Genomic DNA, 12,118 nt, shown 5'->3' with positions numbered 1-12,118 from the left:
AGATGTGTATAACAGCCCGCCCCCCGCGCCGGCTCCTGCAGGACCTGCGCCAGGTGCGTCCCGGGCCGCCGCGGCGCTGGACCTTCGCCCTCCGCGCGGCGCTGGCGATGGGCATCCCGATCCTGGCCGGCTGGCTTGCCGGCGAGGTGTCCGCCGGGCTGATGGCGACCATCGGCGCGTTCACCGCGCTCTACTGCAGCACCCGTCCATACGCGGCCCGGGCCATCGCCCTGGCGGTGGTCGCCGGCGCGTTCGCCGCCGCGGTGATGTTCGGCCTGTGGCTGGAGCACTGGCCGGCGCTGGTGGTGCCGGTGCTGGCCGCAGTAGCGATGCTGGCCACCTGGCTGTGCAACGCGGTGCGGCTCGGGCCGCCGGGCGCCTACCTGTTCGTGCTGGCGTGCGCGGCCGGGACCGCGATGCCGGCCGCGCACCTGTCCCCCTGGCACGCCGGCGGCCTGGTCCTGGCCGGTGGCGCGGTGGCCTGGCTGCTGCACACAGCCGGCGCCTTGCGGCAGCCGCGCGGGCCGGAACGCCGTGCGGTGGCCGCGGCGGCGCAGGCGGTGGCCGCCGCGGTCGCCGCCGGCGCCGAAGCGCCCGGACCGCGCCGGCACGCCGCCCAGGCCCTGCACGACAGCTGGCAGATGCTGGTCGGCTTCCAGCCGATCCCGGCGCGCCGCCACGGCGAACTGGAGCGGCTGCGCGCGCTCAACCGCGAACTGCACCTGCTGTTCGCTTCCGGCCTGGACGAGCGCCTGGCCGCCGACGGCCGCCAGGCCCTGCACGAACGCGCCCTGGCCCTGGCCGGCGAGGTCATGCGGCCGGCGATCCGGCGCCCGTCCGCCCTGCCGGCGCACGCCATCCCGCAGGGCTACCCGCGCTCGTGGACCCTGCTGCGCGAAGGCCTGGCGCCGGGCTCCAACGCCCTGCGCGTGGTCCTGCGGGTCGGCCTGGGCACCCTGCTGGCCGGCCTGCTCGCCGGCGCCCTGGACGTGCAGCGCGCGTACTGGGCGATGGCCGCCGCGCTGCTGATGCTGCACCAGGGCTTCGACTGGCCGCGCACCCTGCTGCGCAGCGTCGAGCGCACCCTCGGCACCTGGGCCGGCCTGCTGCTGGCCGGCGCGATCCTGTGGTGGCATCCGTCCGGGCCGTGGCTGGCGCTGGTGGTGATGGCCCTGCAGTTCGTGATCGAGATCGCGGTGGTACGCAACTACGCGGTGGCCGCGGTGTTCATCACCGGCGTGGCCCTGACCATCGCCGCCGGCGGCCATGCGGTCGGGGACCTCGGCGGCCTGCTGCTGGCGCGCGGCCTGGACACCCTGCTCGGCTGCCTGTGCGCGCTGGCCGCGTTCCGGCTGCTGCCGCCCAAGGCCGACGCCCGCACCCTGGCCGAAGGCGTCGGCCGCTGCCTGGAGGCGATCGCCGCCACCTGCCGGGCGCTGGCCGCCGGCGAGGCGACCTCGCCGGCCGCGCGCACCGCCCGGCGCGACCTGCAGCACCGCAGCTTCCTGCTGGAGCAGCGGGTGGACGACGCGGTCGCCGGCGCCCGGGCCGAGCGCGAGGATGCGGCGCGCTGGTGGCCGGGCGTATCGATCTGCCAGCGCCTGGCCTACCGGGTGCTGGCCGCGTGCTGGGACGCCGAGCGCGACCTGCAGGCACAGGCCTCACCGCCCGCCTCTGCTCCGGGCATTGCCGCCCTGCAACCGCAGGACGCGGCCACCGTCGAGGCGGCGCTGCAGGCGCAGGCGCGCGCCTGGCAAAGCCTGTCGCCGCCGCCACCGCTGCCGGACCTGCCGCCCCTGCTGCAGGCCGACCTGGAGGACCTGCGCGGCTTCCTCGCCGGCCGGCTGCGCTGAGCCCGGCTCAACCGTCGGCGCGGGCCTGCGCCTCCAGCGCCGCCACCCAGTCCATCGCCGCCTGCGCCTGGTCCTCGTCGAAGCTGCGCAGCTCCACCCCGGGAAAGAAACGCGCGGCCAGCCCGGTGACCGCCGCCAGCCAGTGCCTGCCGGTGACCACCGCGCCGCGGGCGAAGCGCTCGAACTGGCCGAACTTGCCCAGCGCGTAGCGCAGGTCGTGGCCCAGCGCCGCCGGTGTCATCCCGGTGAAGCCGCGCAGGTCGCAGTACAGGCCGATGCGCTCGAACCGTGCCAGGCGCGCCTCGACGTCGGCGATGCAGCGGTCGTAGTCCTCGGCGGTGAGGGTGCCGGTGAAGCGGTAGGCGCCGATGTGCGGTGGCGAGGGCAGGATCTCGAGCATGGCGGTGGACCGGGGCGGGGAAGCCGGAGCACAGCCTAGCCCGGCGCGGCGGATGCCGCGTGCAGGCCGGCCGACGGACCGGCCGCCGGGTGCCCGCACCGGAGCGCGGCGCTACAGTGGCGGCCCCTTCGCACCCACGGGAGACCCGCGATGACCCGGACCGGCGGCTGCCGCTGCGGCGCGCTGCGCTACACCCTTGATGCCGAACCGCTGGCCACCCGCCTGTGCTGGTGCCGCGACTGCCAGTACTGGGCGTTGGGCAACGCCGCGGTGAACATCGTGGTCCCGCGCGCGGCGGTGAGCGTGGACGGCACGCCGCGCAGCTGGGACAGCACGGCCGACAGCGGCAACCGCATGCGCCGCTCGTTCTGCGGCGAGTGCGGCACCCAGCTGTTCAGCGAATCCGAAGGCAACCCGCAGAACATGGTGATCCGGGTCGGCAGCCTGGACGATGCAGCCGGGATCGCGCCGACGATGGTGATCTGGACCGCCTCGGCGCCGGCCTGGGCGCACATCGACCCGGCCTTGCAGGCCTTTCCCGGGCAGCCGCAGTGACGCCGGCGTGCATGCCCCGCCGCGCGCATGCCGTCGCCGTCCTGCTGGTACTGCTGCTGTCGGCCTGCGCCAGCCGCCCGCCGGCGCCGGTGCGGCCGCCGGCCGATACCCGCGCCGAGATCGTGCGGCGGATGCCGGCCAGCGTTCCCGACCGCGCCGGCTGGGCCGCCGACATCGAGGCCGCGCTGGCGGCGCAGCGGATCGAACCCAGCCCTGAGAACCTGTGCGCGGTACTGGCGGTGACCGAGCAGGAATCGGGCTACGTCGCCGATCCGCCGGTGGCCGGGCTGGCGCGCATCGCCCGGGCCGAACTGGACCGCCGCGCCGCCGCCGCGCACGTGCCCGGCTTCCTGGTCCACGCCGCCCTGGCCCTGCCCTCCTCCGACGGCCGCAGCTACGCCACCCGCCTGGACGCGGTGCGCACCGAGGGCGAACTCAGCGCCCTGTACGAGGACCTGGTCGAGCGGGTGCCGCTGGGCCGGCGCCTGCTCGCCGAGCGCAACCCGGTGCAGACCGGCGGGCCGATGCAGGTCTCGATCGCCTTCGCCGAAGCGCGGGCCGACGGCTACCCGTGGCCGCTGGCCGGCAGCGTGCGCCGGGAAGTGTTCACCCGCCGCGGCGGCATGTACTTCGGCATCGCCCACCTGCTCGGCTACGCCACCCCGTACACGCGCAAGGTGCACCGCTTCGCCGACTACAACGCCGGCTGGTACGCCAGCCGCAACGCCGCCTTCCAGAACGCGGTGGCGGTGGCCAGCGGGCAGGCCCTGGCGCTGGACGGCGACCTGCTCGCCCCCGGCGCGCCGCTGGACCGGCCGGGCCAGACCGAGCGCGCGGTGCGCAGCCTGGCGCCGCAGCTGGAGATGGACGCGCGCGCGATCCGCCGTGCGCTCGAGCGCGGCGACCGCCTGGACTTCAACGACAGTCCGCTGTTCGCGCGGGTCTTCGCCCTGGCCGAGGCCCGCGCCGGCAAGCCCTTGCCGCGGGAGACGCTGCCCGGGATCCGCCTGGAAAGCCCGAAGATCCGCCGCGAGCTGACCACCGCCTGGTTCGCCACCCGGGTCGAGGAGCGCTACCGGCGCTGCCTGCAGCGCTGAGCGGCCGCGCCGGACTCAGCCGGCGCGGTACTCCTTCTCCTCGATGAACAGCGAGCCGGCCAGGCGGTTGATCGCGTTCTTCAGCCCGACCCGCTCGCCGTTGGTGCGGCCGACCGCGCGCGCCAGCGCGATGAACTCGGCGCCGAAGTCCTGCGCCGCCTCCTTGGCCCGCAAGGCGTCCTGCACGTCCCACATCGCCTCGTTGACGGTGCGCAGGCGCGCGCGCAGTTCGGCCACTTCCGGATGGCGGGCCTCGATTTCGTTCCAGATCGCCAGCAGTCCTTGCAGCTCGATGCGCACGTTGCCGCGCTTGGCCGCGTCGGCGATGCGCTCGGCCTTGATTTCCAGGATGGTGATCTTGTCGACCAGTTCGCCGATCGAGACCGGCACCTGCACGGTGTTCATGCGCGATCCTCCTGTGACTGCAGCATCGGCAGCTGCAGGCCCTGCTCCTGCGCGCACTGCCTGGCGATCTCGTAACCGGCATCGGCGTGGCGCATCACCCCGGTGCCGGGGTCGTTCCACAAAACCCGGGCGATGCGGCGGTCGGCCGCCTCGCTGCCGTCGCAGACGATGACCACGCCGCTGTGCTGGCTGTAGCCCATGCCCACCCCGCCGCCGTGGTGCAGCGACACCCAGGTCGCGCCGCCGGCGACGTTGAGCATGGCGTTGAGCAGGGGCCAGTCGGAGACCGCGTCGCTGCCATCTTTCATCGCCTCGGTCTCGCGGTTGGGCGAGGCAACGCTGCCGCTGTCCAGATGGTCGCGGCCAATGACCACTGGCGCCTTCAGCTCGCCTTGGCGCACCATCTCGTTGAAGGCCAGGCCGAGCTTGTGGCGCAGGCCCAGGCCGACCCAGCAGATCCGCGCCGGCAGGCCCTGGAAGTCGATCCGTTCGCGGGCCATGTCCAGCCAGCGGTGCAGGTGCGGATCGTCGGGGATCAGCTCCTTGACCTTGGCGTCGGTGCGGTAGATGTCCTCCGGGTCGCCCGACAGCGCCACCCAGCGGAACGGGCCGATGCCGCGACAGAACAGCGGGCGCACGTAGGCCGGGACGAAGCCGGGGAAGTCGAAGGCGTTGGCGCAGCCCTGGTCGAAGGCCATCTGCCGGATGTTGTTGCCGTAGTCCACGGTCGGGATGCCGCGGGTGTGGAACGCGAGCATCGCCTCGACGTGGGTGCGCATCGAGGCCTTGGCCGCGTCGCGCACGCCTTCCGGATCGGCCTTCTGCGCGGCCAGCCAGCGCTCCACGCTCCAGCCGGCCGGCAGGTAGCCGTGCACCGGGTCGTGGGCGCTGGTCTGGTCGGTGACGCAGTCCGGGCGCACGCCGCGGCGGACCAGTTCCGGCAGGACCTCGGCGGCGTTGCCGAGCAGCGCGATGGACCTGGCCTCGCCCGCCGCCGTGTACTTCGCGATCCGCGCCAGGGCGTCGTCCAGGTCGGCGGCCTGCTCGTCGACGTAGCGGGTGCGCAGGCGGAAGTCGATCCGGCTCTGCTGGCACTCGATGGTCAGCGAACTGGCGCCGGCCAGCGAGGCGGCCAGCGGCTGCGCCCCGCCCATGCCGCCGAGGCCGGCGGTGAGGATCCAGCGGCCCCTGAGATCGCCGCCGTAGTGCTGGCGGCCCATCTCCACGAAGGTCTCGTAGGTGCCCTGCACGATCCCCTGCGAGCCGATGTAGATCCACGAGCCGGCCGTCATCTGCCCGTACATCATCAGGCCCTTGCGGTCGAGCTCGTTGAAGTGCTCCCAGGTGGCCCAGTGCGGAACCAGGTTGGAATTGGCGATCAGCACCCGCGGCGCGTCCGGGTGGGTCGGGAACACGCCCACCGGCTTGCCCGACTGCACCAGCAGGGTCTGGTCGTCGCCCAGGTCCTTCAGCGTGGCCAGGATCGCGTCGAAACTGGCCCAGTCGCGCGCGGCGCGGCCGATGCCGCCGTACACGACCAGATCCTGCGGACGTTCGGCCACGTCCGGGTCCAGGTTGTTCTGGAGCATGCGGAACGGGGCTTCGGTCAGCCAGCTGCGGCAGCTGAGCCGGTCGCCGCGCGGGGCGCGGACAACGCGGGAGGGGTCGTGGCGCGGATCGGACATGCCGGGAATCTCGACGAAAGGCGTGCCGGCATTATCGCAGGCCCTCGTGCCGCGGCTCAGTCCTGCGTTTCGGCCTGCGCGCGTTGCCGTTCCAGCGCCTCGCGTTCGCGCTCGTAGCCCTGGCGGCGGGCCTCGAACGCCTGGCGCAGGCGTTCGGACTCCGCCGCGTCGACACCCACGCGCTGGCGTTCGGTCCGGGCCCGGTCGGCTTCCAGCCGCTGGCGGTTGGCGTCGATCGCCAGCGCGACCCGGTCGCGCTCGGCGCGGCGCACCGTCTGTGCCTGGCGCTCGCGCGCCTGTTCCTCGGTGTGGCGCTGGCGCTCGTAGTTGGCGCGCGCATCGGTGCCTGTGGTGGCCGGCGGCGGCTGGCTGTAGCGGTTGGGCTTGACCGACTGGGCCGACACCGCGGGGACCAGCAGGACGGCCGCCAACGCCGCCGCGGACAGCCGCAGGCCCGGACGATGGATGATGCGGTGGCGTGGCTGCATGCGCGTACTCCTGGCGGGACTGTGGCCATGGTTATAGTTCCTGCGGCCACAACGCACGGTCAATGTCCGGACCGGACGTTCAGCCGGGGGCAGCCCGGGTACCGTGGCCGGGCCGGAACGCGGTGTCATGCAGCCGCAGCCGCCGTCTGCGAAGCTGTGCGCTGCATCCGCTCCGCCTCGTCACCGCCGAATGCCCGTGCGCCCGTACCGCTTCGCCCTGCTGTGCCTGCTGCTGTGCCTGTCGGCCTGCGCCGGCCTTCCCGCCCGCCAGGACGGCATTGCCCCCTCATCCGCGCCCCTGCTGCTGGTCTCCATCGACGGCCTGCGCGCCGATGCCCTCGGTCGCGGCGACACCCCGGTGCTGGACCGGCTGGCCGCGCAGGGCGTGCGCGCGCAATGGATGCGGCCCTCCTACCCGGTGCTGACCTTCCCCAACCACTACACCCTGGTCACCGGACTGCGCCCGGACCACCACGGCGTCGTCCACAACTCGATGAACGACGCGCAGCTGGGCCGTTTCGTGGTCGCCGACAAGGCCGCCGGGCAGATGCCCGGCTGGTGGCAGGGCGAGCCGGTGTGGACCGGCGCCGAGCGCGCCGGCATCGTCACCGGCGTGTGGGCCTGGCCGGGCGCCGCTGCCCCGCGCGATGGCGTGCTGCCGCATTACCACCATTCGTTCGATCCGGACGTGCCGCTGCCGGCGCGCATGGCCGAGGTGGTCGCCTGGCTGTCCGGGCGCGACGGCCCGCCGGCGCGGTTCGCTGCGCTCTACCTCGAGACCGTCGACGGCGCCGGCCACGACCACGGCCCCGACGCGCCGGCCACCCGCGCCGCGGTGCGCGCGGTGGACGCGGCGATCGGCCAGTTGCTGGATGCCCTGGACGCCGCCGGCCTCGGCGGGCGCGTCAATGTGGTGGTGGTGTCCGACCACGGCATGGCCGAGGTGCCGCAGGGCCACTACCTGGCGGTGGAGGACATCGCGGCGATGGAGGAGGCCGAAGTGGTCAGCATCGGCCAGGTGATCGGCCTGGTGCCGCGCCCTGGCCACGCCGCCGCGCTGGAGGCGCGCCTGGTCGGGCGCCACGACCATTACCAGTGCTGGCGCAAGAGCGAAATCCCGCCGCGCCTGCATTACGGCAGCCACCCGCGGATCCCGCCGATCGTGTGCCAGATGGACGAGGGCTGGAACGCGCTGGGGCGGGCGACTGTGCTCAAGCGCGACGCCGACGGCAGCCACGACCGCGGCGCGCACGGCTACGATCCGGACCTGCCGTCGATGCGCGCGGTGTTCCTGGCCCAGGGCCCGGCGTTCGCCGCCGGCCGGGTGCTGCCGCCGTTCGACAACACCGACGTCTACCCGCTGCTGGCGCGCCTGCTCGGCATCGCTCCGCAGCCGAACGACGGCGATGCCGGCACCCTGGTGCCGGCTTTGCGCGAACGCTGAGGCGCCGCAGGAACCGGCTTGGCATCCATGTCCGAAAACGGCCAGTCCCGCACCGCCTCCGGTGCTAGCCTGCGCGCATGTCTTCCGCCACCGCCCCCACCGCCCTGCCCGACCCGCAGGTATGCGAACGCGCCCGGCTCAGTCGCGACCCGCGCTTCGACGGCCTGTTCTTCACCGCCGTGCGCAGCACCGGGATCTACTGCCGGCCGGTCTGCCCAGTGCCGGCGCCGAAACCGCAGAACGTGGACTACTACCCCAGCGCGGCCGCGGCCGAAGCCGCCGGCTTCCGGCCCTGCCTGCGCTGCCGGCCGGAGCTGTCGCCCGATGCCGGCGCCTGGCGCCGCGGCGACGAGACCGTGGCCCGCGCGCTCAAGCTGATCGACCAGGGCTTCCTCGCCGAACGACCGCTAGCCGACCTGGCCGCGCGCGTGCATCTGGGCGAACGCCAGCTGCGCCGGCTGTTCGTCGAACGCCTGGGCGCGGCGCCGGTCGGCGTGCACGGTACTCGCCGCCTGCTGTTCGCCAAGCAGCTGCTGACCGAGACCGCCTTGCCGGTCACCGAGGTGGCGCTGGCCGCCGGCTTCGGCAGCCTGCGCCGCTTCAACGCCGCCTTCCTGGAGGCCTACCGCATGGCCCCGCGCGACCTGCGCCGGCACGCCCCGGACGCGGACGAAGCCGGTACCGGGCGCGGCCAGCCGCTGGTGCTCAGGCTCGGCTACCGCCCGCCCTACGACCTGGCCGCAATGCTCGATTTCCTCCGCGGCCGCGCCCTGCCCGGAGTGGAGGTCGTCGACGACCGGCACTATGCGCGCGTGGTCGGCAGTCCGGACGCGCCAGGCTGGCTGCGGGTCAGCGCCTGGCCGGCTGGCCGCGAGGGCCCAGTACACGCGCTGAAGCTGGAACTGCATGGGGTGCCGCCGGCGCGGCTGGCCGACACCGTGCGAAGGGTGCGGCGGATGTTCGACCTGGACGCCGACCCGCAGGCGATCGGCGCCGCGCTGTCGGCGGACCCGCGCCTGCGCCCCTTGCTGCACAAGCGCCCGGGCCTGCGCCTGCCCAGCGGCTGGGACGGCTTCGAGATCGCGGTGCGCGCGGTGATCGGCCAGCAGGTCAGCGTCGCCGCGGCCCGCACCCTGACCGCACGGCTGGCGACGCGGCATGGCCATGCCGTCGCGCTGTCCGGCCCGGAGGGACTCACCCAGCTGTTCCCCACGGTCCAGGCCCTGGCCGAAGGCGACCTCGACGGCCTCGGCCTCACCGCCGCACGCGCGACGACGGTGCGGGCGATCGCCACGGCCCTGCTCGAAGGCCGGGTCGACTTCCGGCCCGACCGCATCCTGGACGACTTCGCCGCGGCCTGGACCGCCCTGCCCGGGATCGGCCCGTGGACCGCGCAATACCTGGCGATGCGCGCGCTCGGCCATCCCGACGCGTTCCCGGCGCAGGACCTAGTCCTGCAGAAGGCGGTGCCGAGCGATGGCAGCCGCCTCACCGCACGCCAGCTTTCGGCCCGCGCCGAGGCCTGGCGTCCCTGGCGCGCCTACGCGGTGATCCACCTCTGGCGCGAATCCATGGCGCCCACCGATTCCAAGGAGAACAAGCCATGAACCGCATCCACTACCGCAGGATCGACAGCCCCGTCGGCACGCTCACCGTGGCCGCCAGCGATGCTGGCCTGCATGCGATCGAGTTCCCCGGCGACAGCTGGATGCTGCCGCGGGATGGCTGGCACGAGGGCGACCACCCCTTACTGCGCGCCGCACAGGCGCAGCTCGACGCCTATTTCGAAGGGCGGCGGCGCGATTTCGACCTGCCGCTGGCACCGCAGGGCACCGCGTTCCAGCGCCAGGTCTGGTTCGCGCTGGCCACCATTCCCTATGGCCAGACCCGCAGCTACGCGCAGATCGCCGCGCAGCTGCAGCGCCCCACCGCGACCCGCGCGGTCGGCGCGGCCAACGGCCGCAACCCGCTGCCGATCGTGCTGCCCTGCCACCGGGTGATCGGTGCCGACGGCTCCCTGACCGGCTTCAGCGGCGGCCTGCCGACCAAGCGCTTCCTGCTGGAACTGGAAGGCGCGCTGCCGCGCGAGGCGGGCTCCGATCTGTTTTCTTCCGCGGATCAGCGGAGCCCGGGGATCGGGTGAACGGCGGCACCCGCGTGGATGCGTCCTACGCTGCGTCGATCGCCTTGCGCAAAGGCGCCAGGAACGCCCTCGCCCGCGCCGCGGCCTCGTCCGCATCGCCGGCCTCGGCCAGCGCCGCCACCAGCGCGCTGCCGACCACCACCCCGTCCGCGTCGGCGGCCATCGCCGCCGCGCTGGCCGGGTCCTTGATCCCGAAGCCCGCCACCACCGGCACCTTCGCCGCGGCGCGCAGTTCCTGCAGCCGGCGCCCGGCCGCGCCGGTGTCCAGGCGGTCGGCACCGGTCACGCCGGCATAGCTGACGTAGTAGAGATAGCCCTGCGCATGCGCGCTGAGCATCGCCGCCCGCTCCGGCGAGGTGGTCGGCGAGGCCAGCATCACCAGCGCCAGGCCGGCGACGTTGAACGCGTGCTGGAAGGCTTCGGCCTCCTCCGGCGGCAGGTCCACCAGCAGCACGCCGTCCACCCCGGCAGCCACCGCCTCCTCGGCGAAGCGCTGCGCGCCGCGGATCTCGACCGGGTTGAGGTAGCCCATCAGCACTACCGGCGTGTGCGCATCGCGCTGGCGGAACGCGCGCACGCAGTCGAGCACGTAGGCGGTGCCCGCGCCGCGCGCCAGCGCGCGCTCGGAACTGCGCTGGATCACCGGGCCGTCGGCCATCGGGTCGGAGAAGGCCACGCCCAGCTCGATCGCGTCGGCACCGGCCTCGACCAGGGCATGCATTACCGGCACCGTGGCTTCCAGCGAAGGATCTCCGGCGGTGACGAAGGGGATCAGAGCCTTGCGGCCGGCGGTGCGCAGTTGCGCGAATTTGGTCTCGAAACGGCTCACAGCGAAATCCCCTCGCGCGCGGCGATGGTATGCACGTCCTTGTCCCCGCGCCCGGACAGGTTGCACAGCACCAGCGCGTCCTTCGGCAGTTCGCGCGCCAGCTTGATCGCCTGAGCGACCGCGTGGCTGGACTCCAGCGCCGGCAGGATGCCCTCGGTGCGGGTGAGCGTGTGGAACGCCGCCAGCGCCTCCTCGTCGGTGACGCCCACGTACTCGGCACGGCCGGTGTCCTTGAGGAAGGCGTGCTCCGGGCCCACGCCCGGGTAGTCCAGGCCAGCGGAGATCGAGTGGGTCTCGATGATCTGGCCGTCGTCGTCGCAGATTACGTAGGTGCGGTTGCCGTGCAGCACGCCGACCCGGCCGGCGGCCAGCGAAGAGGCGTGGCGGCCGGTGTCGATGCCGTCGCCGGCGGCCTCGGCGCCGACGATGCGCACGCCGGCGTCGTTGAGGAAGGCGTGGAACAGGCCGATGGCATTGCTGCCGCCGCCCACGCAGGCGGTGATCGCGTCCGGCAGGCGGCCGTAGTCGGCCAGCATCTGCGCCCGCGCCTCGCGCCCGACCACCGCGTTGAAGTCGCGGACCATGCGCGGATACGGATCGGGCCCCGCGACCGTCCCGATGATGTAGAACGTGTCGGTCACGTTGGTCACCCAGTCGCGCATCGCTTCGTTGAGCGCGTCCTTGAGCGTGGCCGAGCCGCTGGTCACCGGGACCACGGTCGCGCCGAGCAGCTTCATCCGGTAGACGTTGATCTTCTGCCGCTCGATGTCGGTGGCGCCCATGTAGACCACGCATTCCAGGCCCAGGCGGGTGGCCACGGTGGCGCTGGCCACGCCATGCTGGCCGGCGCCGGTCTCGGCGATGATCCGCTTCTTGCCCATCCGCGCGGCCAACAGCGCTTGGCCGATGGTGTTGTTGATCTTGTGCGCGCCGGTGTGGTTCAGGTCCTCGCGCTTGAGCAGGATCTGGGCACCGCCGGTTTCCCGACTCAGGCGCTCGGCGTGGTAGATCGGGCTGGGCCGGCCGACGTAGTGCTTGAGGTCCTTGTCGAAGGCGGCGACGAAGGCCGGATCGACCCGCGCCGCGTCGTAGGCGGCGGCCAGTTCCTGCAGGGGCCCGATCAGGGTCTCGGCGACGAAGCGGCCGCCGTGGCGGTCGAAGTGGCCGCCGGCATCGGGGAAGGCGTGGAAGTCCGCGGGGGCGGGAATGGCGCTCATGG

12 protein-coding genes are annotated in these 12,118 nt (G+C 73.7%); 6 read left to right on the top strand and 6 right to left on the bottom strand.

What is annotated here, in order from left to right; all coding sequences use genetic code 11:
• The coding region (locus CSC62_RS03570) for an FUSC family protein (protein ID WP_162404788.1) at positions 1–1,853 on the top strand (1,853 nt) is incomplete at its 5' end.
• A gap of 7 nt (positions 1,854–1,860) precedes the next feature.
• Here the strand turns inward: CSC62_RS03570 and CSC62_RS03565 are convergent.
• On the bottom strand, positions 1,861–2,253 hold the full coding sequence (locus CSC62_RS03565; RefSeq protein WP_162404787.1) for a SpoIIAA family protein: 393 nt from the start codon (positions 2,251–2,253) through the stop codon (positions 1,861–1,863).
• Between the two features lie 150 nt (positions 2,254–2,403).
• Here CSC62_RS03565 and CSC62_RS03560 point away from each other — a divergent pair, with 150 nt between their 5' ends.
• Positions 2,404–2,808 carry a GFA family protein gene (locus CSC62_RS03560; protein WP_162404786.1) on the top strand — a complete coding sequence of 135 codons (405 nt, stop codon included), beginning with the start codon at positions 2,404–2,406 and terminating at the stop codon, positions 2,806–2,808.
• Between the two features lie 11 nt (positions 2,809–2,819).
• Positions 2,820–3,905, top strand: a complete 1,086-nt coding sequence (locus tag CSC62_RS03555; RefSeq protein WP_162404785.1) for a DUF1615 domain-containing protein — start codon at positions 2,820–2,822, stop codon at positions 3,903–3,905.
• 15 nt (positions 3,906–3,920) lie between these two features.
• Here the strand turns inward: CSC62_RS03555 and CSC62_RS03550 are convergent, their stop codons facing one another.
• The 3 genes from CSC62_RS03550 to CSC62_RS03540 are packed head-to-tail and all read right to left on the bottom strand — an operon-like array spanning position 3,921 to position 6,483.
• A complete protein-coding gene (locus tag CSC62_RS03550; RefSeq protein WP_162404784.1) occupies positions 3,921–4,310 on the bottom strand; it encodes a DUF6165 family protein in 390 nt (129 codons plus the stop codon).
• Entirely contained in the window at positions 4,307–5,995 is a 1,689-nt protein-coding gene (gene hutU / locus CSC62_RS03545) for a urocanate hydratase (RefSeq protein WP_162404783.1), read from the bottom strand. The genes CSC62_RS03550 and hutU overlap by 4 nt, the downstream gene beginning before the upstream one ends.
• Positions 5,996–6,051: 56 nt before the next feature.
• Entirely contained in the window at positions 6,052–6,483 is a 432-nt protein-coding gene (locus CSC62_RS03540; protein WP_162404782.1) for a hypothetical protein, read from the bottom strand.
• A gap of 190 nt (positions 6,484–6,673) precedes the next feature.
• Here CSC62_RS03540 and CSC62_RS03535 point away from each other — a divergent pair, with 190 nt between their 5' ends.
• The 3 genes from CSC62_RS03535 to CSC62_RS03525 all read left to right on the top strand — a co-directional run bounded on the left by CSC62_RS03535 (position 6,674) and on the right by CSC62_RS03525 (position 10,070).
• Positions 6,674–7,927: an alkaline phosphatase family protein gene (locus tag CSC62_RS03535; RefSeq protein WP_162404781.1), complete on the top strand. Its 1,254-nt coding sequence runs from the start codon at positions 6,674–6,676 to the stop codon at positions 7,925–7,927.
• Positions 7,928–8,004: 77 nt separating this feature from the next.
• On the top strand, positions 8,005–9,534 hold the full coding sequence (locus CSC62_RS03530; protein WP_162404780.1) for a DNA-3-methyladenine glycosylase 2 family protein: 1,530 nt from the start codon (positions 8,005–8,007) through the stop codon (positions 9,532–9,534).
• Entirely contained in the window at positions 9,531–10,070 is a 540-nt protein-coding gene (locus CSC62_RS03525) for a methylated-DNA--[protein]-cysteine S-methyltransferase (protein ID WP_162404779.1), read from the top strand. The genes CSC62_RS03530 and CSC62_RS03525 overlap by 4 nt, the downstream gene beginning before the upstream one ends.
• 25 nt (positions 10,071–10,095) lie before the next feature.
• On the opposite strand, the gene trpA is transcribed toward CSC62_RS03525, so the two are convergent.
• Complete coding sequence (gene trpA, locus CSC62_RS03520) at positions 10,096–10,899, bottom strand: tryptophan synthase subunit alpha (protein WP_162404778.1); 804 nt, start codon at positions 10,897–10,899, stop codon at positions 10,096–10,098.
• A complete protein-coding gene (gene trpB, locus CSC62_RS03515; protein ID WP_162404777.1) occupies positions 10,896–12,116 on the bottom strand; it encodes a tryptophan synthase subunit beta in 1,221 nt (406 codons plus the stop codon). Before trpB ends, trpA begins: the two co-directional genes overlap by 4 nt.
• Positions 12,117–12,118: the final 2 nt, after the last annotated feature.

Origin of the sequence: Pseudoxanthomonas jiangsuensis, from assembly GCF_010093185.1 — a bacterium.
Lineage (GTDB): Bacteria > Pseudomonadota > Gammaproteobacteria > Xanthomonadales > Xanthomonadaceae > Pseudoxanthomonas > Pseudoxanthomonas jiangsuensis.
The sequence above is the reverse complement of the archived record's forward strand: the minus strand, read 5'-3'. Positions and strand labels throughout refer to the sequence as shown.

What these genes read in the sequence shown, in the direction of transcription:
- hutU (WP_162404783.1), bottom strand. Translation starts at nt 5,995, where the DNA reads ATGTCCGATCCGCGCCACGACCCCTCCCGCGTTGTCCGCGCCCCGCGC.
- CSC62_RS03560 (WP_162404786.1), top strand. Translation starts at nt 2,404, where the DNA reads ATGACCCGGACCGGCGGCTGCCGCTGCGGCGCGCTGCGCTACACCCTT.
- CSC62_RS03555 (WP_162404785.1), top strand. Translation starts at nt 2,820, where the DNA reads ATGCCCCGCCGCGCGCATGCCGTCGCCGTCCTGCTGGTACTGCTGCTG.
- CSC62_RS03535 (WP_162404781.1), top strand. Translation starts at nt 6,674, where the DNA reads ATGCCCGTGCGCCCGTACCGCTTCGCCCTGCTGTGCCTGCTGCTGTGC.
- CSC62_RS03540 (WP_162404782.1), bottom strand. Translation starts at nt 6,483, where the DNA reads ATGCAGCCACGCCACCGCATCATCCATCGTCCGGGCCTGCGGCTGTCC.
- CSC62_RS03565 (WP_162404787.1), bottom strand. Translation starts at nt 2,253, where the DNA reads ATGCTCGAGATCCTGCCCTCGCCACCGCACATCGGCGCCTACCGCTTC.
- CSC62_RS03550 (WP_162404784.1), bottom strand. Translation starts at nt 4,310, where the DNA reads ATGAACACCGTGCAGGTGCCGGTCTCGATCGGCGAACTGGTCGACAAG.
- trpB (WP_162404777.1), bottom strand. Translation starts at nt 12,116, where the DNA reads ATGAGCGCCATTCCCGCCCCCGCGGACTTCCACGCCTTCCCCGATGCC.
- CSC62_RS03525 (WP_162404779.1), top strand. Translation starts at nt 9,531, where the DNA reads ATGAACCGCATCCACTACCGCAGGATCGACAGCCCCGTCGGCACGCTC.
- CSC62_RS03530 (WP_162404780.1), top strand. Translation starts at nt 8,005, where the DNA reads ATGTCTTCCGCCACCGCCCCCACCGCCCTGCCCGACCCGCAGGTATGC.